This window comes from Rhizobium sp. Leaf371, from assembly GCF_001424045.1.
Classification (GTDB): Bacteria; Pseudomonadota; Alphaproteobacteria; order Rhizobiales; family Rhizobiaceae; genus Ferranicluibacter.
The window spans coordinates 257651-284411 of the sequence record NZ_LMQB01000028.1 but is presented as its reverse complement, the minus strand read 5'-3'; the positions used below and the strand labels follow the sequence as shown (position 1 = coordinate 284411).

Here is a 26761-nt window from a genome sequence, read left to right as displayed (position 1 = left end):
GTCATGACAGCCCCGCTTCTGTCGCTTCGCGGCATTTCGAAGAGCTATGGTCCGATCAAGGCCAATCGGGAGATCGATCTCGATGTGGGCGAAAGCTCGATCCATGCGATCCTCGGCGAAAACGGGGCCGGCAAATCGACGCTGATGAAACTCATCTACGGCGTGGAAAAGCCGGATGGCGGAGCCGCCGTCTGGCAGGGCGAACCCTTAAGCCTTGCGTCGCCGGCGGACGCGCGGCGCAAGGGCATCGGCATGGTCTTCCAGCACTTCTCGCTGTTCGAGACCCTGACGGTGGTCGACAACATCCGGCTCGTCGTGCCCGGCCGCAAGGCCGCGCTGGTCGACCGCATCCGCACGCTCGGGCGCAGCTTCGGCCTCGACGTCGATCCGCTGGCCCAGGTACATGCGCTCTCCGTGGGGGAACGCCAGCGGGTGGAGATCATCCGTTGCCTGATGACCGATCCGAAACTTCTGATCCTCGACGAACCCACCTCCGTGCTGCCGCCGCAGCTGGTGGAAAAATTGTTCGAGACGCTGCGACGCCTGCGTGACGGTGGCGTCTCCATCCTCTTCATCTCCCACAAGCTGGACGAGATCCGGGCGATCTGCGATCGGGCGACGATCCTGCGCGGCGGCCGGGTGACGGGCCACGTCGATCCGCGCGAGCACGATGCGCAGGATCTCGCGCGGATGATGATCGGCCGCGACATGCCCGAGCCGATCCCGGCCGTGCCCTTTGCGGACGGAGACAAGCAGCTGGAGATCATCGGCCTCGACCACACGCCCGATGATCCTTTCGCCGTCCCCCTCTCCCAGATCACGATGTCCGTCCGCGCCGGCGAAATCCTGGGCATTGCCGGCGTTTCCGGCAACGGCCAGAGGGAGTTGGCGGGCCTGATTTCGGGCGAGACCCGGCTCGGCCGCGAGCATCCGGACCGCATCTTCATGATGGGCCGGGATGTCGGGCCGCTGCGCCCGGCGGAGCGGCGTGCCCTTGGATTCGCTTTCGTGCCGGAAGACCGCCTGGGCCGCGGCACGGTCCCCGAAATGTCGCTGGTGCTCAACAGCCTGTTGACGGCGCATCCGCTGAACCTCCTGAAACGGGGCCTCGTCGATCGCGCCCGGGCGCGCGCGTTCACGACCGACTGCATCCGCGACTTCGACGTCCGCACGGGCGGGCCGGAAAGCGAAGCCGGCTCGCTCTCGGGCGGCAATCTCCAGAAATTTATCGTCGGACGCGAGATCATGCTGGCGCCGAAGCTGCTCTTCGTCGCGCAACCGACCTGGGGCGTGGACATCGGCGCCGCCTCGGCCATCCGCCAGCGGCTCATCGCGCTGCGCAATGCCGGCATGGCCATCCTCGTCATCTCCGAGGAACTCGAAGAGCTGTTCGAGCTCTGCGACACGATCCAGGTGCTCTACCACGGAACGCTCAGCCGGCCGTTGATCACGCGGGACACCCTGCCGGAGGAGATCGGCCGCTACATGATCGGCGCACAGGCGCAGGGCGGAAAGACCACGGCATGACACGATCTCTCCTCGATCTCTTCCCCTCCCTCGTGCGCCGCGACCGTGCGTCGCTGACCGCAACGCTCATCGCACCGCCGATCGCGCTCGCCGTTGCGATCCTTCTCAATCTGCTCCTGTCCGTGGCCATCGATCGGGATCCGGCCACGGTGCTGCACGCGATGCTTCTCGAGCCTTTTCTGTCCTGGGCCTCCTTCTCCGAGGTGCTCCTGAAGACGGGGCCCCTGCTGCTGATCGCACAGGGGCTTGCGATCGGCTTTCGCGCGCGGGTCTTCAATATCGGGGCGGAGGGCCAGTTCGTGCTCGGCGCCATTTTCGCCTCGGCCATTCCGGTCTGGTTTCCGCAGGCGACAGGCGGCTGGATCTGGCCATCGATGCTGCTGCTCGGGGCCGTCGGCGGTGCACTCTGGGCCTCGATCGCGGCCTTCTGGCGGGTCCGGCTGAATGCGAACGAGATCCTCGTCTCGCTGATGCTGAGCCTGGTGGCGATCCAGTTTCTCTATTTTCTGCTGCTCGGGCCCTGGAAGGACCCGAACGGCTTCAACTTTCCCCAATCGGTGCTGTTTCAATATGATGCGATGGTGCCGACCCTCATCCCGGGCACCCGGGTCAACGTCTCGCTGCTCCTCGCCTTCGCCGCGTCTCTCGCCGCCTGGGTGTTCATGCAGAAGAGCTTCATGGGCTACACGCTGCAGGTGGGCGGCATGGCGCCGCGCGCCGCGCGCTATGCCGGCTTCAGCGAAGGCCGCGCGATCTGGCTGTCGCTCCTGATCGGCGGCTTTGCGGCGGGTCTGGCCGGCGCGGCGGAGGTTGCCGGCCCGCTCGGGCAGTTGCAGCGCTCCATCCCCACGGGTTACGGCTATGCCGCGATCATCGTCGCCTATCTCGGGGCCCTGCATCCGCTCGGCATCATCGTTTCCTCGCTGGTCATGGCGGTCATCTATATCGGCGGCGACAATGCGATGGTGTCGGCCAACCTGCCCATTGCCGTGGTGCGGGTCTTCCAGGGTGTCCTGCTTCTGTCCTATCTGATCGCGGTGTCCTTCGTGCGCTACCGTCTCGCCTGGCCGACCGCCACAAGGAACCCGACATGAACGCGATCGAGTTCATCCTGGCCGGCATGCTGGCCGCGGCCACCCCCTTCCTGCTCGCAGCGCTCGGCGAAATGGTGGTCGAGCGCGCCGGCGTCCTCAATCTGGGGGTGGAAGGCCTCATGGCGCTCGGCGCCGTCATCGCCTTCATCACCGTCTATCACGGCGGGGGCCATATCCTCGGGTTCCTCGCGGCGGGTGCGGCGAGTGCTCTCCTCTCGCTCGTCTTCGCCTTCGTCGCTCTCGGCTTTCGGGCCAATCAGGTCGCCACCGGTCTTGCTATCGGCATTCTCGGACAGGGCCTCTCGGCGCTGTTCGGCAAAAGCTACGAGAGCCTGACGATCAAGGGCCTGCCGAAACTTGCCGTGCCCGGCCTGTCCGAAATCCCGATCGTCGGCGGTCTCTTCGTGCAGGACATGGTCGTCTGGCTGTCCCTTGCCGCGACGCTGGCGATCTGGGCCACCTTTGCCTTGACCCGGGTCGGGCTCGTCCTTCGCGCGGTCGGAGAGAACCCGAAGGCGGCCCATGCGATCGGCTATCCCGTGATCGCCGTGCGGGTCGCGGCCATCGCCTTCGGCGGCATGATGGCGGGCTTTGCCGGCGCCTATGCGGCCGCGGTCTACACGCCGCTCTGGGCCGACGGCATGATCGCCGGCCGCGGATGGATCGCGATCGCGCTCGTCGTGTTCGGCACCTGGCTCGCCGGCCGCATCTTCCTCGGCGCCTGCCTGTTCGGGGCGGTGTCGCTGATGTCGCTTGCCGCACAGGCCACAGGCCTCGACCTGCCCTCGCAACTCCTGTCCAGCCTCCCCTACCTCGTCACCATCATCGTCCTCGGCATCATCTCGGCCGACCGGCGCCTCCTCAAACTCAACGGCGTCGCCTCGCTCGGCGAGCCGTTCGAGCGGTAGAGGTAGCAACGACGTCGCAAGCGTGATTGCGTTTGGATTGCTCTCGGACGAGCAAACAGTGCTGCATCGGCGTTTGCCTCATTCAAGGCTTTGCGCTCAACTTGGACTCAAAGCATCGCCTTGATCAGTCGAAAAGTGCCCACGGCATCACCGATGTGTTCATCAGCGTGACTCACGCAAAATACCGCAGCTTCAGCGGCAGGACGGCGGCGCCGATGGCGGCGGGGTCGCCGGCGGTTTCGCTGAGCACGAGTTGCGCCTCGGGCGGCCCGATGCCGTAGCGGTGGATGCGCGCGGAGGGAAGATGGGCGCGCTCGATCATCATGCGGCCGAGGGCGGGCGGAAGCTGGCCGCCGAAGACGATGGCCTGGGGGTCGAGCACGGCGATGAGCGTTGCGATCAGGCGATCGACCTGCGGCATGGTGTCCGTCAGCCAGGCCTCGACGCCCGGCCATGATGGGTCGAAATCCCGGCGCAGCACTTCCACGCTATCGATGTCGATGCCGTTCTCCTGCAGCCGCGCCAGAAGATATTGCAACGCCGGGCGTCGTTCGGATTCGCCGGGCATGTAGATGCCGCTGAGCTCGCCGGCATTGCCATGGAAGCCGTGGAACGGCTTGCCGTCGAGGATCAGACCGCCGCCGAAGCCATAGTTGAAGGAGAGGAAGGCGAAGGTCCGGCACCAGAGGCCGACGCCCCGCATGCTCTCGCCGATCGCCGCCGTCGTCGCGTTGTTCTCCAGCCAGACCGGCAGGCCGAACGCCTGTTCCAGCTCCGGGCGCAGATTGCGCAAGGACCAGTCGGCGAGCGGTTCCGGTGCATTGAAGGCGCGATCCTCCGACACGAAGAAACCCGACATCGAAAAGCCCAGCCCGGCAAGGGTGCTTTTCGGAACCCGGTATTGCTCCAGCAGCGCGTCGAGCCGTGTGGAGATCGCCTGCAGGGTCGTTTCCCGGTCGCTCGGGTTCAGGTCCATCCTCTCGTGCACGATGATGTCGCAGGCAAGATCGGTGATGCAGAGGACGACCGAGTCCGTGTTGACGGAGAGGCCGATCGCGCTTGCCCCGCCGCGCGCCAGTTCGATCGTCGGGCTCGGCTGACCCCGCATGCCGCCGATCGGCGCCCCGGTTCGCAACAGGCCACGCTCTACCAGCCCCTCGACCAGCCGGTGGACCGACTGCTGCGTCAGGTTCGTGTGGCTCGTGATGGTCGATCGCGCCATCGCGCCGTGGCGACGCAGGACATCGAGGATCATGCGCTCGTTGTCGCTGGCCAGCGGCATCTGCGAAAGCGCGTCCCGTTCCGCTGGCATGTCCTCGTCCTCCGGCCGTCTCGGCTCTCACGTCACGGCCGCTGGATATCGCGCCGGGTCCCGCCCGGCAACGACCGGCAAGGCAAATCGTGAAATTCATCAAACCGTCATAAATATTACACTCAAGGCGTAGTATTACTCCGCCGACGTCAACGCGCATGCCTCCAGAGGCACGACAGCCCCATCACGACCCTTCCTCGGATCACAGGAGACCCCATGTTCCGGACCCTTCTTGCAGCGACTGCCTTGATGCTGACGGCAGCCACCGTGCCCGCACGTGGCGCCGAAACCAACATGAAGAACCTCAGCTTCGATCTCTCGTCGGTCACCCGCGAGAATTTCTACGACATCGTCGTGCCTGCGGCGAAGGCCGAAGGCGCGGTGACGATGTACAACTTCGCCGGCAGCTTCGGCGATACGTGGAAGGAACTCATCCGCCGCTTCGAGGAGACATACGGCATCAAGGTCACCTATAGCGACGTGAAGGGCGACCAGGCGAACCAGCAGCTCATCGCCGTGCAGGCCGCCGGCCAGGATTCTCCGGTCGATGTCTATTTCGCAGGGGGCGGCGGTTATCCGCTGCTGTCGTCCAAGGGTGTCGTCGGCAAGATCGCGTTGACGAAGATCCTGCCCAATATGGACCACTACGACCCGGTTCTGAGCGACAGCGTCTTCGGCAAGCCCCATGGCGGCAGCTTCCCGCTCGTCCATCTCAACCAGACCGCCATCGGGTATGACAGCGCCGTGGTCGCGGCTTCGGACGTGCCCGGGACCTTCGAGGATCTGCTCGTCTGGGCAGAAAAGAACCCCAAGCGCGTCGGCATCACCTCGCCGGCCAAGGGCGGTTCGGGCAGCGGGTTTCTCTATTCGTTGGCGCTCGACCGTCTCACCGGCGACTGCAAGACGCAGCTGACCGACACGCGCCAGACCGCGCAAGAGGCCGAGGACTGGGCCATGGACACGGATTGCCTCGACCCGGTCTGGGACTATTACCGTCGTCTGCTGGCCGTCGCCGAACTGACCAACGGCAATGCGGATACGCTGAACCTCATCAACAATCGCCAGCTTGCCATGGGTACGGTCTGGGAGGATCAGGTGATGACCTTCCTCGGGACGAAGCAGCTCCCGGAAACCATGCGGCTGACCCTGCTCGAAAAGGGTCAGGTCGGTTCGGGCGATGCGATGTTCGTGCCGGCCAACGCCCGGCATGTGGCCGCGGCTCTTCTCCTGATCGACCTGGCGATGAGCAAGGATTTTCAGCTCTGGAAGCTCGAGACCAAGGCCTCGCGCTCGCCGCGCACGGATGTGACGAGCGCCCAGGTGCCGGCCGACAAGCAAGCGCAGATGCTGCCGGCCAGCGTCTATCCGCGCCTCACCGTCACGCCCTTCTGGGACATGGCCACCGCGCTGTCCAACGTGCTGGATGAGAAGGTCCTCAACCAATAGCCGTTCGGCCATCCCCGGCGGCGGCATGTCGCTGCCGGGGCTGCGCAAGCCGCGATCCTCCCTCGACGCCGCCCCGATCGATCCATCAGGAAACCGCCATGAGCATGCTTGAGATCACCGATATCACCAAGGATTACGGCGCCAGCCGTGCCCTTCATCCGGTCTCGCTGTCCGTCGACGAGGGCGAGTTCGTCACCATTCTCGGCCCGTCCGGATGCGGAAAGTCCTCGCTCCTGCGGATCGTTATGGGCATCAGCCAGCAGAGCGGCGGCGAGATCCGCCTTGCCGGAAAGCGCATCGATATGCTGCCGCCGGAACGGCGCGACATCGCCATGGTGTTTCAATCCTACGCCCTCTTTCCGCATATGACCGTGGAGCAGAACCTTCGCTTCGGCCTGCGAATGAAGAACGTGGCCAAGGCGGAGCAGCAAAGGCGGATCGCACATGCCATGGAGATCTGCACGCTGACGGGCCTGTCGAGCCGCATGCCGCGCCAGCTTTCCGGCGGGCAGCAGCAGCGCGTTGCGCTGGCCCGCGCCATCGTCATGCAGCCGAACCTGCTGCTCTTCGACGAGCCGCTGTCCAATCTCGATGCGAAACTGCGCGACACGCTGCGCCACGAACTCGTTGCGCTGCACCGGCGCATCGGCGCGACCAGCCTCTACGTCACGCACGACCAGGCCGAGGCGATGGCCATGTCGGACCGGATCGTCGTCATGAATGCCGGCCGCGTGATCGAGGTCGGGACGCCGCTGGAGCTCTACCGATCGCCGCGACAGGCCTTCACGGCCGGTTTCCTCGGACAGACCAACCTTCTCGCCGTCACCGCGTCCGGCCGCAAGGCGCACCTGCCCTGGGGACAGTTGGTCGATCTGGCCGAAGACGCCGCAGGCCCGGGCCAGGTGTCCGTGCGCCCCGAAAGCATCGGCATCCGCGCCTGCGATCGCGGCGGGCGGGACACCGGCTCATGCGCGCCGGCAACGGTCGCCGGCGTTTCCTTCATGGGTGCGAGCGCGCTCTACACGGTGGCCATCGGCGATACGCTCCTGAAGGTGAGCCAGGCGGGCGGCGATGCGCTGATCGAGCCCGGCCGCACCGTCGCGCTGAGTTTTCCGGACCGCCTGCCGCTGCTCGAGGACCGCGCCCCCGACCGGGAGGCGGCATGATGTCGATGCTCCTGCGCGATCGGCGCATGCTCCTGCCGCTGCTTCTGGCGCCCGGCGTCGGCTATCTCCTCCTCTTCTTCGGCGGGCCGCTCGCCTCCGCCTTCATCGGCAGCCTGCGCCTGGAGGACGGCAGCTTCACGCTCGACTGGTACAGCCGCATCTTCACGCGGCCCTCCATGCTGCGCGGTCTCGGCACGTCCATCTATTTCGGGGTGGCGCCGGTCGTCGTCTCGCTCCTCGTCTCCGTGCCGTTGTCGCTGGCCATCCGGCGGCATTTCGTCGGGCGAAAGCTGTTCAGCGGCCTCTACAAGCTGCCACTCGCGGTGCCGGGCATCATCGTCGGCCTGATGATCATCGTGCTCTTCGAACGCGGCGGTTTTATCGATCGGGCGATCGCCCCGCTCGGTTTCGGCCTGCCGAAGCTCGTGCGGGACGATTGGGGCGTCGGCGTCATTCTCGCCAGCGTCTGGAAGCAGATCCCCTTCATGACGCTGATCATCACCAGTGCCTTCGCCGCGATCCCGGAAGATATCCGTTTTGCCGGGAGAACGCTCGGGGCGTCACGCCTTGCCACGTTCTTCTTCGTGGAGGTCCCGCTTGCGATGCCCGGTATCACGGCGGCCGTGCTCCTCACCTTCATCGGCTCCATGGGCTCCTATGCCATCCCCGATATCGTCGGCCCGCCGACCGCAAGGCCGCTGTCGGTGCTGATGGTCGAGGAATTCAACCTCGGCCGCTTTCCTCAGGTTTTCGCCATGGGCATGGTGCTCAGCGCCTTCGCGGTCGCCGTACTCGTCGCCTACTACACCCTCACATCGCGCATCGGCGATGCGCATGGACGCGGAGACGCCCGATGACCGCCCTTTCAGACCACGCGCCAGCGCTTCGCCAAGCCCGCAGCTTGCGCTTCACGAGCGACGACCGGCTCCCGGTCGCGATCAGCCTCTATGCCTCGCTGTTCCTGGCGATCGCCCTTCCGCTCGGCCTGATGTTCCTCTGGAGCATCGCCGACGGCTGGCGCCCGCCGAACCTGCTGCCGCAGGCCTATACAGCGGCGAGATGGGCGGACGTGCTCGCCGATGACGGGCTGTTGCGCGCGGCGATCAACAGCGTCGTCATCGCGATCGTCGTCACCTTCGCCACGGCGATCATCGCCTTGCCCACGGCCTGGGCCATGGCGCGGTTTCCCTTTCGGCTGAAACGGGTGGTGGAGGTCTTCATCCTCGCGCCGATCATCATCCCCGGCATCGTGGTGGCCGTCGGCATCGGGCAGATCTTCCTCGCGCTCGGGCTCGCCTATTCGGTGGCCGGAGTCATCCTCGTCCAGATCGTCGGCACCCTGCCGCTGATGATCCGCCTGATGACGGCCGCGCTCGAGACCATTCCCGACGACCTGATCCACGCCGCCCGCTCGCTCGGCGCCGGCACGCCCGGCATCGTCAGGCACATCGTGCTGCCGCTAGCCGTGCCCGGCCTTCTCGCCGGCGGTCTCATGTCCTTCGTCGGCAGCTTCGAGGAGTTCGACAAGTCGTTCATCGTCGGCGCTCCCGTGGTCGAGACCCTTCCGATCAAGCTCTACATGTATCTCGATCCCTATTCGATGCAGCTGCCGCTCGCCTCCATCGTCTCCTTCCTCCTGCTCCTGCCCGCCCTCATCGTCTTCGTCATCGCCGGCCGCGTGCTGCGCGACGACCTGATGGCCGCGGGCATGGGCAAGATCTGATGTCCACAAGCCTTCCCACCAGCCGAAAGCAAGACCTCATGCCCAACTCGCAAAGCCGCCTCGCCGCCACCCCGTCGCACCGGCCCGACGTCCTCCTCATGGCCTCGCGCGACAATCCCGGCATCCTCACCATCGCCCATCGCGGCTTCTGGAAGACGACGGCGGAGAATTCGATCGCCTCGATCGAAGCCGCCATCGCGCTTGGCGTCGAGATGGTCGAGATCGACACCCAGGCAACCGCCGACGGGCACCTCGTCGTCATCCATGACAAGACGCTGGAGCGCACGACGACCGGCTCCGGCATCGTCGCCGAATTGCCGTTCGAGATCGTCCGGAAGGCCCGACTGAAGGTCGGCGCCGGGGGCAAAAACGCCGCGCCGGCGGCCGAACCCGTGCCGACGCTGGAAGAGATCCTGGAGGCCGCACGCGGGCGCATCGCGGTCAACATCGACACGAAGTTTGAGCGCGATCTTCCGCGCGTCATGGAAACGGTGCTTCGCCTCGGCGTCGCAGCGCAGGTCCTCGTCAAGACCGATATCGACATCGACGCGACGACCTTCCCGCTGCTCGGCGAGGACTGGTTCGGCCAGATCCCGCACATGCCGATGTTCCGGGTGCGCAAGGGGCGCTTTGCCGAGGATCTCCGGCGCATCGCGCCGCTCCGCGCGCCGATGATCGAGGTCCGGTTCGACGATCTCGACGATGTGGCCGCGGCACGCGACGAACTCGACCGCCAGAACATCCGCGTCTGGATCAATACGCTCGATGTTTCCCACTGCCTCGACTACAACGACAGCCGGGCCCTTCGCGATCCACAGTCGGTCTGGGGCCGGCTGGCTCAGGCGGGCGTCGGCGCCATCCAGACCGACGAGGTCGAGGCCTTCCGGGCCTGGGCGACCCGACAGGAGGGAGCTTCGGCATGACGGAGGCAGAAAACCGCCTGGCAAGGGCGACGGGCATCGTGGAAGAGGCCCTGCACGAGGCGATGACCTTCTTTGCCGCCCGCGAGACGATCGCCACGCGGGAAAAGGGTTTCCAGGATTTCGTTTCCGAAGCCGATACCAGTATCGAGACCCTGATCCGGAAACGGCTTGCTGCAGCCTTTCCGGGAGAAGCCATCGTCGGTGAAGAGCTCGGTGGCGCGGGTGGAAACGCCTACTGGATCATCGATCCGATCGACGGCACCGCGAACTTTCTGCGCGGATCGCCGCTCTGGGGCATCTCGCTCGGGCATGTCACCGACGGGCGTCCCGATCTCGGCGTGGTCGCCCTCCCCGTGTTCGGCGAAGTCTACGGCGCCGCCGAGGGTACCGGCCTGCTGCGCAACGGCGCGCCACTTGCCCGCGGAGCGCCCCTCAGCGACGTCCGCGTCGTCTCGCTCGGCGACAGCGCAAAGGACGACATCGCGGAGATCGGGGCGCTGCACACCGGCCTGCGCGAAGCCGGATGGGTGGTCGAAGCGCTGCACACCACGTCGGTCTCGCTGGTGTTCGCCGCCCGCGGCATCTTCGACGGGCACCTCCAGAAATTGACCACCATGTGGGACATCGCCGGCGGCGCCGTGCTTGCCCGCGAGGCCGGTCTCGACGTCCGCATCGGACTGCGCACCGGCCCGGACGGCGAGACCGACATTCCCTGGATCGCGGCAGGCACCGCATCGCTTCTGGAGGCCACCGCCGCATTGTGGCCGGAGGTGACGGAGGGATAGCGGCGAGCCTTTCGCCCGGCCATCGCATCACCCCTTCGTTCGAGACGCTTCGATGTCCCGGACGAAGGCCACCCGATCGAAACCTGCAGAGCCGCCGTTGAAAACAGGCCGCGCGGATGTAGTTTTCCTGTGGGATGAGGTTGATGCGATGCGGAGGAGATCATCATGTTCAAGCTATTGCCGGGCTTTTTGGCGGCGGGTTGCGCTGCGGCCATGATCATCAGCGCGCCAGCTTTGGCAGCGGAACCTCAAGCGCCTGCGCCAGCGGGGCCCGCCTCTCCGCCGGCAGACAAGCCGCTGAAGGCGTTCGTCACCTCGGTCGAGGCGGACGGGTCGATCACCTTCCGCCTCTTCGCCCCGGCCGCGAAAACGGTTTCCGTCGTCCTCGGGCAGCGTGACCCCATGACGATGACACGGAGCGAGAACGGCGTCTGGACAGCCAAGAGCGACAGTCTCGCGCCGAACCTTTACGAATATTATTTCAACGTCGACGGTTTCCGCAGCATCGACACCGGCACAAACCAGCCGAAACCGCAGAGGCAGGTGAACACAAGCCTCGTTCTCGTGCCAGGCAGCATTCTCGACACGCGCGACGTGCCGCATGGCGATCTACGCCTAGTGACCGTGTCGTCCAAGGCCCTGAAATCGCAGCGCCAGATGCATGTCTACACGCCACCCGGCTACACCGATGCGTCCGAGCCCCTGCCCGTCGTCTACCTCTATCACGGCTTCGGAGACACGGTCGACTCCTGGGTCACACAGGGACGCGCGCCCCAGATTCTCGACAATCTGCTGGCGGAACAGAAGATCCGGCCGATGATCGTGGTCATCCCGGATACAGAAGCCGACATACCCGACGCCATCGCCGAGAATTTTCCGGCGGCCCAGCGCCGCAAGGACTTCTATCCGATCAACGCGGACGCGATCGACCGCGAGCTGATCACGGATCTCATTCCCTATATGGAGAAAACCTACCGCGTGCGCACGGATGCCGACGGGCGTGCCGTCGTCGGCCTCTCGCAGGGCGGCTATCAGGCCCTGGTCTCCGGCCTGTCGCATCTCGGCACCTTTGGCTGGGTCGCGACCTTCAGCGGCGTCTCCACCACCACGGTGCCCAACACGGCGGTCGATGCGGCGCTGAACGCACCGGACACGATCAACAAGGCGCTGCGCAACTTCACCGTGACCGTGGGATCGAAAGACATGGTGACAGGCAAGGACATTGCCGGGCTGAAGGCGAAACTGGACGAGAAGAAGATCACCCACGCGTATCACGAGTACAAGGACCTCCAGCACGAAATGGACGTCTGGAGGCCCTCGCTGATCGCCTTCCTCGAAAAAGCCTTCAAGGAATAGCCTTCAAGGAATAGCCGGGCGGCTTGTTGCCTGAAGCCTAGCGACCGCTCTTCCGAGCCATGTCCGTGCCCGTCGCGCCGCCATATTCGTCCGGCACGTACATGTCCGTCGGCACGGGCTTGCGGTAGTAATCGGCATTGCGGGTGCGATCCGGCAGTTCGATCGACGTCTTCGGCACGTCCTCGTAGGGGATCTGCTGCAGGAGATGCGAAATGCAGTTCAGGCGCGCCTTGCGCTTGTCGACGGCATCCACCACCCACCAGGGGGACTCCGGGCGGTGCGTGCGCTCCAGCATATCCTCCTTGGCCTTGGTGTAGGCCTCCCAGTGAATGCGGCTCTCCAGGTCCATCGGAGACAGCTTCCACTGCTTCAAGGGGTCGCGGATCCGCATGTTGAAGCGGAAGGCCTGCTCCTCGTCGGTGATCGAGAACCAGTATTTGATGAGGATGATGCCCGAGCGAACGAGCATGGTCTCGAACTGGGGAACGGACTGGAAGAACTCCTCCAGCTCGTCGGGCGTGCAGAAGCCCATCACGCGCTCCACGCCGGCCCGGTTGTACCAGCTGCGGTCGAACAGCACGATCTCGCCGGCGGTCGGCAGATGCTGCACGTATCGCTGGAAATACCACTGGTGACGCTCGCGCTCGGACGGCGCCGGCAGCGCGACCACGCGGCAGACGCGCGGGTTGAGCCTCTGCGTCACGCGCTTGATGGCCCCACCCTTGCCGGCGGAATCGCGTCCCTCGAACAGCACGACGACCTTCAGCTTCTTGTGCTGGACCCAATCCTGCAGACGCACCAGCTCATGCTGAAGGCGGAACAGCTCTCGGAAATAGACCTTGCGATCGAGCAGCTGCTCGGCCGTCGGCTCCACGCCATCGTCAAGAAGATCGTCCAGGCGATCCTCTTCCATCTGCATTTCCAGCTCTTCGTCGAAACTGTCGATGATTTCCGCCTTGATTCGTGCGAGCTGGGCCGGGTCGTTGATGTTCATGGAGGCTCCGGAAAGGATAAGGTCAAGCAATGCGGGACGTTACAGCCTTTCCTGTGTCAGCAGAATGACGATCGTCTCATGGCCGACGATGCAAGGCCGCATTGTCCTGATTTTTGCGGATCATCGTTCGAATGCAGAGACTTGGACGTTGACTCGAAAGCCGTCTTGCGGCCCTGTCTGCGTGCGCAGCCAATAACGCTGCACAGCGATCGAAACTGCAATTGCATTGCGATGCCAGCATGTTCCCGGGTCCGGGTCCGGCATCGGACGGGAAAGGACGTTGCGTTGGCGACAGGCTTGATAGCGCTACTGGATGACATCGCGGCCATCGCAAAGCTTGCGGCCGCCTCTCTCGACGATGTCGGGGCGCAGACCGCGAAGGCCAGCATCAAGGCCGCAGGCGTCGTCATCGACGATACCGCGGTAACACCGACCTATGTGGTCGGACTGTCGCCAAGCCGGGAACTGCCGATCATCTGGCGGATCGCCAAGGGCTCCTTGCGCAACAAGCTCGTCTTCCTGCTGCCCGCCTGTCTGCTCATGGGCAGCTTCGCGCCGTGGCTGATCACCCCGCTGCTGATGATCGGCGGCACCTATCTCTGCTTCGAGGGCGCGGAGAAAATCCATTCCGCGCTGTCGGGACACGGCCATGCCGACGCGACCGCGGCCTCGACCGTCGATCCGGCGACGCTCGAAGAGCAGAAGGTCTCCGGCGCCATTCGGACGGACTTCATTCTTTCGGCCGAAATCATGGCGCTGACGCTTGCCGGCGTCTCCGCCTCGAACCTCGTGACGCAGGTTGCGGTGCTGGCCGCCGTCGGCATCCTGATCACGGTCGCCGTCTACGGTGTCGTGGCCTTCATCGTCAAAGCCGACGATATCGGCCTGCATCTGGTCGCGACAGGCGGCGGTATCGGCCGGTCCGTCGGGCACGGCCTCGTCAAGGGCGTTCCGGTCTTCCTGCAGATCCTCGCGATCGTGGGAACCGCCGCCATGCTCTGGGTCGGCGGGAGCATCGTCATTCATGGCCTTGCCGAATTCGGCATCGCGCAGCCGGAACATATCGTCGAGGCAACCGCTGCGTTTGCGCAGACGGTCGTTCCCGTCCTGCCCGACGTCGTCCATTGGCTGGCGGCAACGCTGGTGCAAGCGGTTTTCGGCGCGATCCTTGGTGGCATCGTCGTCCTCCTGGTTTTGGCCGCCGCACCACTCTTCGCAAAGCACAAAGCCTGAGAGATCGACCCGCGCCGCGCGACATTGTGAAGTGCTGAACCGCCAGAGAATGATCTTGACCCCACAAAGCGGTCTTGCGGGATCGCGCGTCTGATCGCATAAGCCCTGCATGTCTGATTCACGAATTTTCGTCGGCCTCAAGTCGGCCAAGAAGAAGTCCAAAGCCTCTGAGGCGCCCACGGGGCCGCAGTGTCAATGGCAGGGGTGCGAGAAGACCGGGACGCATCGCGCACCGGTCGGTCTCGGCGGTGAAGGCCTGTTCCTGATGTTCTGCCTCGACCACATCAAGGAATACAACAAGGGCTACAACTTCTCACCTGATCTCTCCGACCCGGTCGTTGCGCGCTACCAGCGCGACGCGATCAGCGGCGCGCGGCCGAGCTTCGGCAAGCCGATCCAGGAAGCAACCGAACTGCCGATGCCCTTTACCGTGCGCTCGGGTTCGGCAAAGTCCCTGAACGCCCGGAAGAGTGCGGCCGAACGCCTGATGCAGAAGCGGGAGGCACAGGCGCGGAAACTGAAAGTGCTCGAAGCGAAGGCCTTCGAAACGCTCGGCCTGCCGCACGATGCCACGGCGGATCAGATCAACCGGCGCTACAAGGAGCGAATCAAGCTCCATCACCCCGATGCGAACGCCGGAAACCGCTCCTCGGAGACCGACCTTCAGGCGACGATCGAAGCCCACAAGATCCTGAAGCTCAACGGATTCTGCTGAGAACCGATCGGCTTTCCATTCTTCCCCCACGCGTCAATAGACCCGTGCGCCATGGCCGGTGCGACAGGCCCCGCCGTGCCGATGCGCATGCCTTGCTTCCGCCGCGAGACAAGCGCTTGACAGACGGGCGGCGAGCGCCCACCGTTCCGGCATCGCTAAAATAGCGATCCGGAATGGGAGGCCGCGATGGGAGGGAGGATCCACGTGACCGTGACGCCCGCAGGAGAGGTGCGATCTGCGCCATGGCGCCGAGCCCTGGCGGTCGCGTGCCGTGAGCAGGGTTGGCGGTGGAGCGCCTCTGCCGACAATCTGAAACCGTCGCTGCCGATGGTAGACGCCGTCCGGTTCTCCCGTCCGAGGAGACATTGCCGGGTCGAAATCCTGCGGCGCGCGGCATGAGCGCGGATGTTTTCGACATCATCGTGATCGGCGCGGGCCCCGGAGGTTGCGCGACGGCGGCGCGGATCTCGGAGGCCCGGCCCGACTGGCGGATCGCACTGGTCGAGACGGGGCCGGCAACGGGCAACATGCTGGTCTCCATACCGGCCGGCATCAGCGGCCTCGTCGGCCGTCGCAATCGCCACAATTATGCCTATGAGACTGTTCCGCAGCCGGAACTCAACGGTCGGCGCGGCTTCCAGCCGCGTGGCCGCGGCGTCGGGGGCAGCAGCCTCATCAATGCGATGATCTACATGCGCGGGCAGGCGGAAGACTACGATGGCTGGGCGGCCGCGGGATGCATCGGCTGGGGCTGGCGCGACGTCCTGCCGCTTTTTCTGCGCGGGGAGGACAATACCCGCGGAGCGGACGCCTTTCACGGAAAAGGCGGACCTCTGCACGTGGACGACCTGTGGACGGATGTCGCGCTGACCGGCGATTTCATCACCGCGGCAGAACAGGCGGGCTATCCGCTGAACAGCGACTTCAACGGGCCGACCCAGGAGGGGTTCGGTGCATACCAGCTGTTCCAGAAAGACGGCCGCCGCTTCGATGCCGGCCGGGCCTATATCCACACGCGGCGCGGCCCGAACCTCGCAGTGCTGTCCGATACGCAGGCCGTGCGCCTGACCTTCGAGCAGAACAGGGCCACCGGAGTGGAGGTCCGACACGGCGGACGAACCCGCACCATCACCGCACGCGGCGAAATCGTGCTGGCCGGCGGCGCCTTCGGTACACCGCAACTTCTCATGCTCTCCGGCGTCGGCCCGGCGGAAAATCTGCGCCGGCATGGGATCGCCGTCATCTCCGACAGGACGCAGGTGGGTGCCAACCTGCAGGATCATCTCGACCATATCAGCAGCAGGCTCATCCGCGGCGGCGGAGCAATCGGAACGACGCCTCTCGGATCGATTCCGCTGGTGCGCGGCATCCTGCCGTTCCTGCGGAGACGGCGGGGAAGCCTCTCCAGCAACTTTGCAGAAGCGGGCGGGTTCGTGCGATCCTCGCCCCTGGTGGATCGGCCGGATCTTCAGTTTCATTTCACCATCGGTCTGGTGGACGATCATGCGCGCCGCATCCTCCTCAAGACAGGCATCTCGCTTCACGTCTGCGTTCTGCGTCCCGCCAGCCGGGGCACCGTAACGCTGGCGAATGCCGATCCGACGCGCCCGCTCCTCATCGATCCGCGCTATCTCTCCGATGCCGGCGACCTTCGGACGCTGATCGAGGGCGTGCGCATCGCCGAGCATATCCTCCGGCAACCGGCTTTCGAGCAGCACAGGGGTCGCCCGTTCCGTGCGCTCGATCCGCAGGACGATGCAGCGATCGAGGCAAGCATTCGCAACCACGCCGATACGATCTACCACCCTGTCGGTACCTGCCGGATGGGCAGCGATCCGGCGTCCGTTGTCGATCCGGAGCTGCGCGTCCGCGGCGTCTCGGGCCTGCGTATCGCAGACGCTTCGATCATGCCGACACTCGTCAGCGGCAATACCCAAGCGCCGAGTGCCATGATCGGCGAGCGGGCCGCCGACTTGATCCTGCGCTCCGTGAACCGATAGAGTCAGCCATGACCGATCTCGACGCCCTTCTCGCCAAACAACGCCGCGCCTTCCTGACCGCCCTGCCGGAGCCGGTCTCTCTTCGCATTGATCGACTGAAGCGCGCGGCATCGATGATCCGAGACAATGCCAAAACCTTCTGCGCAGCACTCTCGGAGGATTTCGGGCATCGCAGCGTCGAGCAATCCATGCTGACCGATATCGCCGTCTCGATCGGTGCGCTCGACCACGCCGCAAAGAACCTGCACGCATGGTCGAAGCCGGAGCGGCGGCCCCTGCAGTTTCCGCTCTCACTGCTCGGCGCGCGGGCACAGGTCGAGTATCAGCCGAAGGGTGTCGTGGGGATCATCGCGCCCTGGAATTTTCCGATCAACCTCATCATGACGCCGATGGCCGGCGTTCTCGCGGCCGGCAACCGCGCGATGGTCAAGACCAGCGAATACACACCGGCAACCAATGCCGTCTTCTCGGCGGTGGCCGGTCGCTATTTCGAAGACGATGAAGTGAGCTTCGTGACAGGGGGTGCCGACGTCGGCCGGACCTTCTCGGCACTCCGCTTCGATCATCTGATCTTCACCGGGGCAACGGATATTGCCCGCCATATCCTTCATGCCGCCGCCGACAATCTTGTCCCGGTCACGCTGGAACTCGGCGGAAAATCGCCGGTCATCATCGGAAGCGGCGCCGATATCGCCCGCGCGACCGGACGCGTGGCACTGGGAAAAATGCTGAATGCCGGACAGGTGTGCCTTGCACCCGATTACATGCTGGTGCGCGATGCGGATGAAGACGCCGTCGTTGCGGGGCTGAAAGCCGCTGTCGAGAGGATGTACCCGACCATGCTCGACAATCCGGACTACACGTCGATCATCAGCGACCGGCATATCTCACGCCTGACCGGCCTGATGGACGACGCTCGCGCAAAGGGCGCCGAGATCGAGGTCGTCAATCCCGCCAAGGAGGATTTTTCCCGTGCGAACGGGCGCAAGATGCCTCTGCACATCATCCGCGGCGCGACCGACGACATGCGGGTGATGCAGGAAGAGATTTTCGGCCCGATCCTTCCGATCCGGCGCTACCACGATATGGCGGACGCGATTGCGCAGGTTCATCGACGCGCGCATCCCCTCGCCCTCTATTACTTCGGAGAGGACACCACGGAACAGCGCCACGTGGTCGAGCGCACGATTTCCGGTGGCGTGACCATCAACGACGTTCTTTTTCACGCGCTTCCGGACGACCTTCCCTTCGGTGGCATCGGCCCCTCGGGGATGGGCGCCTATCACGGACGGGACGGGTTCCGGACCTTCAGCCATGCAAGGTCGATCTACATCCAACCCCGCATGGACATTGCGAGGCTCGCTGGCATGATGCCGCCCTATGGGCGGCTCGCGCGGCTCTCTGCGTGGCACAAGATCGGCCGCCTGTCGAAAGCGCGCAAGCCGGGCCCGGACGAGGGCCGCTGAGGCCTCTCCGGGTCGGACCGCGATCCGGTCTTTTATCGCCCGATCCGCATTTCCTCTCGCGCACCACGGCAGGATGCCTATACTCCCCTCACGGATGCAACGAGCACCATTCACGGGGAGGAGAGACCGTGTCGCAACCCATCGCCTTTCTGCCGCCGCGTGCCGCAGTGTTGTCGCAGCGGGCGCGGATCATCGCCGATCTCGCCGCTCTTCTGCCGGATGGCGGACTGGTGCACGAAGCACGCGAACTGGTGCCGTTCGAGACGGATGCCTATGTCGCCTATCGCCAGCTGCCGCTCGCCGTCGCCCTGCCCCGCACGACGCAGGAAGTGTCCGCCGTACTCGCCTATTGCAACCGTCACGGCATTCCCGTCGTGCCGCGCGGCGCGGGCACCTCGCTCTGCGGCGGAGCCATTCCGCAACCGGATGCCGTGGTGCTCGGTCTGTCGCGCATGTCCGCCATCCTCGACGTCGATCTCGACAACCGGGTCGCGCGGGTGCAGGCGGGGGTCACCAACCTGTCGATTTCCGAGACGGTCGGGCCGGAGGGCTTCTTCTATGCGCCGGACCCCAGTTCCCAGCTTGCCTGCACCATCGGCGGCAATATCGGCATGAACTCGGGCGGCGCGCATTGCCTCAAATATGGCGTCACCACCAACAATCTGCTCGGCGTGACCATGGTGCTGATGGATGGTACCGTCATCACGCTCGGCGGCGCCCATCTCGATGCCGCAGGCTACGACCTGCTTGGGCTCGTCTGCGGCTCGGAAGGGCAGCTCGGCATCGTCACCGAGGCGACTGTGCGGATTCTGGCGAAAGCCGAGGGCGCCCGGCCGGTGCTGTTCGGCTTTGCCACATCGCAGGAGGCCGGCGCCTGCGTCGCCGAGATTATCGGCGCCGGCATCATTCCGGTCGCGATCGAGTTCATGGACCGCCAGGCGATCGAGATCTGCGAGGCCTTTGCCAAGGCGGGCTATCCGCTCCATGTCGGCGCGCTGCTGATCATCGAGGTCGAGGGTTCGGAGGCGGAGATGGAGGCGATGCTGGCCGCGATCGTCACCATCGCCCGCCGCCACAGCGTTATGACGGTGCGCGAAAGCCAGTCGGCAACCGAGGCCGCGCTGATCTGGAAGGGTCGCAAGTCGGCGTTCGGCGCGACCGGGCGCATCGCCGACTATATCTGCATGGACGGCACGGTGCCGCTCGGCAAGCTGTCGCACGTGCTGCAGCGGACGGAGGAAATCTGCACCGGGCTCGGCCTGCGCGTCGCCAACGTGTTCCATGCCGGCGACGGCAATATGCATCCGCTCATCCTCTTCGACGCCAACGACCCGGCGGAAGCCGCCAAGGCCGAAGATGCGGGCAACGAAATCCTCAAGGTCTGCGTGGAGGCGGGCGGCTGCCTGACCGGCGAACACGGCGTCGGCATCGAGAAGCGCGACCTGATGCGCTTTCAGTTCTCGGATGCCGATCTCGCCCAGCAGATGGCCGTGCGCTACGCCTTCGACGCGGACTGGCTGTTGAACCCGTCCAAGGTCTTCCCGCTGGAAGGACGGCCCGCAGCATGAGCGATGTCCATCGTCCGCAAACCGAGGCGGAAGCCTGCGAGGTGATCCGCCATGCGGCCGGCACGGGCACGGCCCTCTCCCTCCTCGGCGGCAACACGCGGGCGGGTCTCGGCAATCGCGTGCAAGCGCGGGCCGTGCTCTGTTCCACCGGCCTTGCCGGCATTGTCGATTACGACCCCGGCGAGATGGTGATGACGGCTCGGGCCGGAACGCCGCTGTCCGACCTAGAGGCGGTTCTTGCCGCCAACAACCAGATGCTCGCCTTCGAGCCGATCGACCATCGCGGCCTTCTGAACACGCAGGGCGCTCCGACCATCGGCGGCGTCTTCCTCTCCAACGCCTCGGGCCCGCGCCGCCTGTCGGCCGGGGCGGCGCGCGACAGCCTGCTCGGACTGCGTTTCGTCAATGGACGCGGCGAGGCGATCCGTGCCGGCGGGCGGGTGATGAAGAATGTGACGGGCCTCGATCTCGTCAAGCTCCTGGCAGGATCGCACGGCACGCTCGGCTTCGTTACCGAGGTGACCTTCCGCGTGCTGCCACGGCCGGAAACGGAAGCGACGATCCTCTTGCCGGGCCTCGATGACGCGACGGCCAGCCAGGCGATGGCGGCAGCCATGGCGCAGGCAAGCGACGTTTCCGCTGCGGCCCACATTCCGCAGGCCTTGGCGCAGCCGTTCTCCGATATCCTTGGCCGGAAGACAGTTTGGACGGCTCTGCGCCTCGAAGGCCTGTCGGCATCGGTTGCCGTGCGCGTCACCGCGCTCGCAGCGAGGCTCTCGGCTTTCGCATCCGTCGAGACGCTCGATGCCCTGGCCAGCAACACCTTATGGCGCGCCATTCGCGACGTGACGCCGTTGCAGGTGCGACAGGATCTGCCGCTGTGGCGGGTATCCGTCGCGCCGACCGCCGGCCACAGGCTGGTGGCCGCACTTCGGCAGCAAGCCGACATCGCCGCGCTCTACGACTGGCAGGGCGGTCTCGTCTGGCTGCAGATGAGCGGGCAGCCGCAGGCGGACGTCGTGCGCCGGACGATCGCGGCCGTCGGTGGCGGACACGCGACGCTGATCCGCGCATCCGATGACCAGCGATCCGGCGTTTCCGCGTTCGAGCCGCAGCCGGAGCCGATCGCGGCCCTCTCCGCGCGCATCAAGGCCAAGCTCGATCCGGCCGGCATCTTCTCACCGGGGAGGATGGCGACCGTTCTTGGCGCGAAAGCCGGGCCGATCGGAATGACGGGATAGCCAGAGATGCAAACCTCCTTCACACCCGAACAGCTGGCAGACCCGCATGTGGCGGAATCCGAAAAGATCCTGCGGCGTTGCGTCCATTGCGGCTTCTGCACCGCCACCTGCCCGACCTATGTCACGCTCGGCAACGAGCTCGACAGTCCGCGCGGTCGCATCTATCTCATCAAGGACATGCTCGAGAACGACCGGCCTGCGGATCGCGAGGTCGTGACGCATATCGATCGCTGCCTCTCCTGCCTCGCCTGCACGACGACCTGTCCGTCCGGCGTGGACTACATGCACCTGATCGACCACGCCCGTGTGCATATCGAGCAAACGTATCAACGCCCGCTCGGAGACCGGATGATCCGCGGCCTGCTGGCGGCCGTCCTCCCCTATCCCGCCCGGTTTCGCGCAGCGCTCGCACTGGCGCGAGTGGCCCGACCCCTCGCTCCGCTCCTGCGGCGGGTAAAACCTCTGGCGCCGCTTGCGGCCATGCTCGATCTGGCGCCGCGTCGCGCGGCGAAGCGCAGACCGGCGCCTGCATCAGGCGATCATCCGGCAGCCCATGGCCGCGTGATCCTGCTGGAAGGCTGTGCCCAGCCCGCGCTCGACCCCGGCATCAATGCCGCCACAGTCCGGCTGTTGACCCGGCGCGGCGTTGCCATCGCCACGCCGAAGGGCGAAGGCTGCTGCGGTGCGCTGGTGCATCACATGGGCCGCGAGCCACAAGCGCTCGATTTCGCCCGCCGCAATATCGATGCCTGGACGCGGGAGATCGAGGCGGGCGGGCTTGACGCCATCCTCATCACCGCGTCGGGCTGCGGCACCACTATCAAGGATTACGGCCACATGCTGCGCCTCGATCCGCTCTATGCGGCGAAGGCGGCACGGGTGTCGGCGCTCGCCAGGGACATCACCGAATATCTCTCGACGCTCGATCTCGAACCCCTGCCGAAACGCGATCTCGTCGTCGCCTATCATTCCGCCTGCTCGCTGCAGCACGGTCAGAAGATCACGGCCCTGCCAAAACTCCTTCTGAAGACGGCTGGGTTCACCGTTCGCGATCCGGCGGAAGGTCATCTCTGCTGCGGCTCGGCCGGAACCTACAACATCCTCCAGCCGGAGATATCGGCGACGCTGAAGCGGCGAAAGGTCAAAAACCTTGAAGCCACGAAACCCGATGTGATCGCGGCCGGAAACATCGGTTGCCTGACACAGATCGGCTCGGGAACGGCGATCCCGATCGTCCATACGGTCGAGCTCCTCGATTGGGCCTATGGCGGGCCAAGGCCTTCCAAACTGGGCGGCTGATCCGGCCAGCGACGCGCCGGGCGTCGGGTTCCCCGACCTTGTCACCGCAAGTGTGGCGCGATAGGGGAGGCTCACCTCGAACAGGCGAAAACGATGACGGATGCAAACCCGGGAACGGCCGCAGGCGGCTCCATTCACTGGAAGCGAAACCTTGCGGTCTCGCTTGTCGGCTCGTTCACCACCATCATCGCGATGACGCTGCTGCTTCCGTTCCTGCCGCTTTATGTCGAGGAGCTCGGCGTGACCGATCACGCGGCCATCGTGCAATGGTCGGGGATCGCCTATGGCGCCACCTTCTTTGCGGCCGCGCTCGTCGCGCCCCTCTGGGGACGTCTCGGCGATATCTACGGGCGCAAGCTGATGCTGGTGCGGGCAAGCCTCGGCATGACGGTCGCCATCGGGCTGATGGGCGTTGCCGAAAACGTCTGGCAGCTTGTTGCCTTGCGGCTGTTCGTCGGTCTTGCCGGTGGCTATTCCTCGGGTTCCATGGTGCTCGTGGCGACGCAGACGCCGCGGGATCGCTCGGCCTGGGCGCTCGGCATGCTGTCGTCCGGCATCATGGCCGGCAACCTCGTGGGACCGCTGATCGGCGGCGTGCTGCCGCCGCTGATCGGCATCCGCAACACCTTCCTCGCCGCAGGCGGGCTGATCTTTCTCGCCTTCCTCGCAACAACTTTTCTCATCAAGGAGGAATCCGTTCCCGGCCGCAGGCAGGCAGCCAAGGCGGGTGGCGGCTGGGCCGCCATACCGGACAAGGCGCCCGTCATCGCCATGCTCGCGACAGGCATGCTGCTGATGCTCGCCAATATGTCGATCGAGCCGATCATCACGGTCTATGTGGCGCAACTGGTCGCGAGGCCGGAAACGGTGACGATGTGGGCCGGGCTGGTCATGTCGACGGCCGCCCTCGGCAGCATCCTGTCCGCCTCCCGTCTGGGGCGGCTTGCAGACCGCATCGGCCATTGGCCGGTCATCGCCGGTGCCCTTGTTGCCGCCGGTATTCTGTTGGTGCCGCAGGCCTTCGTCACCAGCGTCTGGCAGTTGATCCTGCTGCGCTTCCTGATGGGTGTGGCGCTCGGCGGCCTCCTCCCCTGCATTGCGGCGGTCATCCGGCACGCCGTGCCGGATCGGTCCGCCGGAACCGCACTCGGTCTCTCCGTTTCCGCGCAATATGTCGGCCAGGTCGCGGGACCGTTGTTGGGCGGTTTCATCGGCGGCCATATCGGCATGCCCGTCGTCTTCATCGGCACCAGCATCCTGCTTCTTGCCGGTGCCGCACTGGTCTGGTCGGCAAAGCCGCCCCTGATGAGACAGGCAAAGCCGAAGCTTTAGCGCCCGTCGGGGTCGTGTCCGAACCGGACGATCTGTTCTGCATCAGGGATGACAGACACAGACCCGGCTGACCATCTTCCAGTCGCCCTCGATGCGGCGCACCGGACCCGTGACCTCGATTTCCCCGCGCAGATGAATGGCCGCGCTCGAGGAACCGACCATCAGTTCGAAGGTGCCCGGCTCGACGATGCGAACGCCCTCGGGCCCCGTGAAAGACAGCATATCCGTTGGCACGCGGAAGGTGACGCACGCGCTTTCGCCCGGTTCCAGATGCACGCGCCTGAACGCCTTCAACTCCTTGATCGGGCGGACGACGGAACTCTGGAGGTCCCGGACGTAGAGCTGCGGCACCTCGAACCCGGCTCTATCGCCCGTATTGCGCAGCGTGAAGGAGAGCCCGACGCTGCCGTTCTCGCTCTGGACGGTCGAGCGGTCCAGCGCCACGTCCTCGTAGGCGAAACTCGTATAGGAGAGCCCGTGGCCGAAGGGGTAGCGGCTGCCGAAATGGCGCGCGACAGGCGTGCCCGCGCTCTTGAACTTGTGGTTATAGAAATAGGGTGCGGCGCCGCCGCTGCGCGGCACGGAAACGGTCAGGCGGCCGGACGGTTCGACGGCGCCGGTGAGCACGTCGCACAAAGCGGGACCGCCCTCCTGGCCACCGAAGAAGGCCATAACCTGAGCCGCCACACGATCCTCGAGCCCGCCGAGATTGTAGGGTCGGCCGGAGGTGATGACGACGACGACGGGTGTCCCCGTCTCCACCACCGCCTGCAGCAAGGCCTGCTGGACGCCGGGCAGTGCCAGGGTGTCGGTGTCCGAGCCTTCGCCCACCGTGCCGGTCTGGAAGATGCCCGAGAGATCTCCGACGCAGACGATCGCCACATCGGCCTGTCGCGCAGCCGCGACGGCGGCAGGAATAAGATCGAGGCTGGTCGAGATCGGAGAGGTCTGCGAGAGCGTCGTCATGTCAGGAACGTCGCCCGGAAACACCGGCGCGCCGGATTGACGGGACTCCAGAATGTGGCAACCCTTGGCGTAGCGAATGCTCTCCTTGCCGAACCGCGCTTCGAAGGCTGCGCGCGGCGTGACCACGGCCGAAGCGGAATCCGCGATATCGCTGACGATCAGGTGGACAGGGAAGGAATAATCTCCAAGCAGCGCCAGCGGATCGTCCGCCGTCGGGCCGATCAGGGCGATGGTCCGTCCTTCCGCCAGCGGAAGAACACCGTCGTTCGAGAGGATGGTGATCGACTGGTCGGCCACGCGGCGCGCGACGTCGATCGCCTCCGGGGTCTGCAATGCGATCCCGCCCTCGTCCGTGTAGGGGTTTTCAAAAAGACCGAAGCGCATCTTTTCGGTGAGGATCCGCCGCACGATCGCATCGATCGTGTCGATGCCGATCAGGCCCCGTTCCAGAGCCTGCTTCAGATGACGGGCGCAGTCGTCGCCCGGGAGCTCGACGTCGAGCCCCGCATTGAAGGCAAGGGCGGCCGCTTCTGCCGGATCGGCCGCGACGCCGTGATGCTTGTAGAGCAGGCTGATGCCGATGTAGTCCGCAACGACGAGACCATCGAAACCCCAGTCCGACCGCAGGACCTTCGTCAGCAGATGATGGGAGGAATGGCACGGCTCGCCGTCGATATCGTGATAAGCGGGCATGACCGATCCGGCATCCGCAAGCCGCACGGCCATTTCGAAGGGGAGCAGGAACGTATCGTTGAGTTCCCGCCAGCCGAGATTGACTGGCGCATGGTTTCGCGCGCCCTCCGAAAGCGAGTGACCGGCATAATGCTTGAGCGTCGCCAGGAAGTCGCGGTCGCTGCCCTGCAGACCGCGGACATAGCTGGTGGCCATCAGGCCGACGAGATAGGGATCCTCGCCGAACGTCTCTTCCGTGCGACCCCAGCGGGCGTCGCGTGCCACGTCGAGAACCGGGGCAAGCCCCTGGCGACAGCCGATCGAGCGTGCCTCCTGGCCGATGACCTTACCGACCTCCTCGATCAGGAGTGGATCGAAGGTTGCGCCGAAGGCAAGCGAGGAGGGGAACAGCGTACCGCCTTGCGCCATGATGCCGGACAGACATTCCTCGTGAGAGATTACGGGGATGCCAAGCCGCGTTTCCTCGACAAGGAACTTCTGGAGGCTGTTGAGTGCCCGAACGCCGGCAGCCGGCGCGACCGGGCGGCTGCCGAGGGGCCGGGTGATCTGCCCGAGACCGAAAGAGAGCTTTTCCTTCAGTCGGTCCGCATCGGCAGCACCTGTAAATTCGTCCGCGCGCACCGCGTGCTTTCCATCTTCCGACAGAAGCAGCCAGAAGGCATGCATCTGTGCGATCTTTTCCTCGATGCTCATTCGGCCGAGAAGATCGACAACACGGTTTTCAATGGATTGGGCAGAACTCTTATACAATGCGGTCATCGTTACAGGTCCGAAGCTGGAAATGGCGGGAAGGCATTACGTGTACAAGCGTTAGCGAAAACACACGTTAAGGTCAAGCTACCATGGTAGTGTAGCACCACGGAAACAACGACTTGGCAGCCTTGGAGAGCGTGTACCACCGCGAGCAATTAACCCTAGATTAAGGGAATTTTTCCGGCTCGCTGAGGCAGGCCGTTCCATAGCGAGCCAAAAAAACAGCTAAAACTACAACCATCGCAGCGCCAGCTTTACGAG

The 26761-nt window shown here is 65.2% G+C and carries 21 protein-coding genes; 18 read left to right on the top strand and 3 right to left on the bottom strand.

The genetic code is table 11. The features are described from left to right. Positions 1–3: 3 nt before the first annotated feature. The 3 genes from ASG39_RS21305 to ASG39_RS21295 are packed head-to-tail and all read left to right on the top strand — an operon-like array spanning position 4 to position 3529. Entirely contained in the window at positions 4–1527 is a 1524-nt protein-coding gene (locus tag ASG39_RS21305) for an ABC transporter ATP-binding protein (RefSeq protein ID WP_062596948.1), read from the top strand. Then, positions 1524–2621 carry an ABC transporter permease gene (locus tag ASG39_RS21300; RefSeq protein WP_062596947.1) on the top strand — a complete coding sequence of 366 codons (1098 nt, stop codon included), beginning with the start codon at positions 1524–1526 and terminating at the stop codon, positions 2619–2621. Before ASG39_RS21305 ends, ASG39_RS21300 begins: the two co-directional genes overlap by 4 nt. After that, positions 2618–3529 (top strand): ABC transporter permease, encoded by a 912-nt coding sequence (locus ASG39_RS21295; RefSeq protein ID WP_062596946.1) that lies wholly within the window; start codon positions 2618–2620, stop codon positions 3527–3529. Before ASG39_RS21300 ends, ASG39_RS21295 begins: the two co-directional genes overlap by 4 nt. Before the next feature lie 172 nt (positions 3530–3701). On the opposite strand, the gene ASG39_RS21290 is transcribed toward ASG39_RS21295, so the two are convergent. Then, positions 3702–4841, bottom strand: coding sequence for an ROK family transcriptional regulator (locus tag ASG39_RS21290; RefSeq protein ID WP_062596945.1), 1140 nt, complete (start codon positions 4839–4841; stop codon positions 3702–3704). A 249-nt stretch (positions 4842–5090) separates the two neighbouring features. Between ASG39_RS21290 and ASG39_RS21285 the strand changes: the two genes are divergently transcribed. The 7 genes from ASG39_RS21285 (at position 5091) to ASG39_RS21255 (ending at position 12240) form a co-directional block, all read left to right on the top strand. Then, the gene (locus tag ASG39_RS21285) at positions 5091–6287 is read left to right on the top strand and encodes an extracellular solute-binding protein (protein WP_062597070.1); all 1197 of its coding nucleotides are present in this window, start codon (positions 5091–5093) and stop codon (positions 6285–6287) included. Between the two features lie 98 nt (positions 6288–6385). After that, positions 6386–7453, top strand: a complete 1068-nt coding sequence (locus ASG39_RS21280) for an ABC transporter ATP-binding protein (RefSeq protein ID WP_062596944.1) — start codon at positions 6386–6388, stop codon at positions 7451–7453. Further along, a complete protein-coding gene (locus ASG39_RS21275) occupies positions 7453–8310 on the top strand; it encodes an ABC transporter permease (protein WP_156468237.1) in 858 nt (285 codons plus the stop codon). Before ASG39_RS21280 ends, ASG39_RS21275 begins: the two co-directional genes overlap by 1 nt. Then, complete coding sequence (locus ASG39_RS21270; protein WP_062596942.1) at positions 8307–9176, top strand: ABC transporter permease; 870 nt, start codon at positions 8307–8309, stop codon at positions 9174–9176. Before ASG39_RS21275 ends, ASG39_RS21270 begins: the two co-directional genes overlap by 4 nt. Before the next feature lie 38 nt (positions 9177–9214). Beyond that, the gene (locus tag ASG39_RS21265; RefSeq protein WP_062596941.1) at positions 9215–10099 is read left to right on the top strand and encodes a glycerophosphodiester phosphodiesterase family protein; all 885 of its coding nucleotides are present in this window, start codon (positions 9215–9217) and stop codon (positions 10097–10099) included. After that, positions 10096–10884 carry an inositol monophosphatase family protein gene (locus ASG39_RS21260; RefSeq protein WP_062596940.1) on the top strand — a complete coding sequence of 263 codons (789 nt, stop codon included), beginning with the start codon at positions 10096–10098 and terminating at the stop codon, positions 10882–10884. Before ASG39_RS21265 ends, ASG39_RS21260 begins: the two co-directional genes overlap by 4 nt. Before the next feature lie 165 nt (positions 10885–11049). Continuing rightward, positions 11050–12240 (top strand): esterase, encoded by a 1191-nt coding sequence (locus ASG39_RS21255; protein ID WP_062596939.1) that lies wholly within the window; start codon positions 11050–11052, stop codon positions 12238–12240. 37 nt (positions 12241–12277) lie between these two features. Here the strand turns inward: ASG39_RS21255 and ppk2 are convergent, their stop codons facing one another. Further along, on the bottom strand, positions 12278–13234 hold the full coding sequence (gene ppk2, locus ASG39_RS21250; RefSeq protein ID WP_062597069.1) for a polyphosphate kinase 2: 957 nt from the start codon (positions 13232–13234) through the stop codon (positions 12278–12280). A 285-nt stretch (positions 13235–13519) separates the two neighbouring features. Between ppk2 and ASG39_RS21245 the strand changes: the two genes are divergently transcribed. The 8 genes from ASG39_RS21245 (at position 13520) to ASG39_RS21210 (ending at position 24088) form a co-directional block, all read left to right on the top strand. Then, on the top strand, positions 13520–14467 hold the full coding sequence (locus tag ASG39_RS21245) for a DUF808 domain-containing protein (RefSeq protein WP_062596938.1): 948 nt from the start codon (positions 13520–13522) through the stop codon (positions 14465–14467). Positions 14468–14576: 109 nt separating this feature from the next. Then, positions 14577–15182: a J domain-containing protein gene (locus ASG39_RS21240; RefSeq protein WP_062596937.1), complete on the top strand. Its 606-nt coding sequence runs from the start codon at positions 14577–14579 to the stop codon at positions 15180–15182. A 395-nt stretch (positions 15183–15577) separates the two neighbouring features. Next, complete coding sequence (locus ASG39_RS21235; RefSeq protein WP_062596936.1) at positions 15578–17182, top strand: GMC family oxidoreductase N-terminal domain-containing protein; 1605 nt, start codon at positions 15578–15580, stop codon at positions 17180–17182. Between the two features lie 8 nt (positions 17183–17190). Then, positions 17191–18648 (top strand): coniferyl aldehyde dehydrogenase, encoded by a 1458-nt coding sequence (locus ASG39_RS21230; RefSeq protein ID WP_062596935.1) that lies wholly within the window; start codon positions 17191–17193, stop codon positions 18646–18648. Positions 18649–18776: 128 nt separating this feature from the next. Further along, complete coding sequence (locus ASG39_RS21225) at positions 18777–20216, top strand: FAD-linked oxidase C-terminal domain-containing protein (protein ID WP_062596934.1); 1440 nt, start codon at positions 18777–18779, stop codon at positions 20214–20216. Beyond that, the gene (glcE, locus tag ASG39_RS21220) at positions 20213–21457 is read left to right on the top strand and encodes a glycolate oxidase subunit GlcE (RefSeq protein ID WP_062596933.1); all 1245 of its coding nucleotides are present in this window, start codon (positions 20213–20215) and stop codon (positions 21455–21457) included. Before ASG39_RS21225 ends, glcE begins: the two co-directional genes overlap by 4 nt. Positions 21458–21463: 6 nt before the next feature. After that, the gene (gene glcF / locus ASG39_RS21215; protein WP_062596932.1) at positions 21464–22756 is read left to right on the top strand and encodes a glycolate oxidase subunit GlcF; all 1293 of its coding nucleotides are present in this window, start codon (positions 21464–21466) and stop codon (positions 22754–22756) included. Between the two features lie 93 nt (positions 22757–22849). After that, the gene (locus ASG39_RS21210; protein ID WP_062596931.1) at positions 22850–24088 is read left to right on the top strand and encodes an MFS transporter; all 1239 of its coding nucleotides are present in this window, start codon (positions 22850–22852) and stop codon (positions 24086–24088) included. Positions 24089–24130: 42 nt separating this feature from the next. Here ASG39_RS21210 and ASG39_RS21205 read toward each other — a convergent pair whose 3' ends face one another. Further along, entirely contained in the window at positions 24131–26506 is a 2376-nt protein-coding gene (locus ASG39_RS21205; RefSeq protein ID WP_062596930.1) for a glycoside hydrolase family 3 N-terminal domain-containing protein, read from the bottom strand. Positions 26507–26761 lie beyond the last annotated feature (255 nt).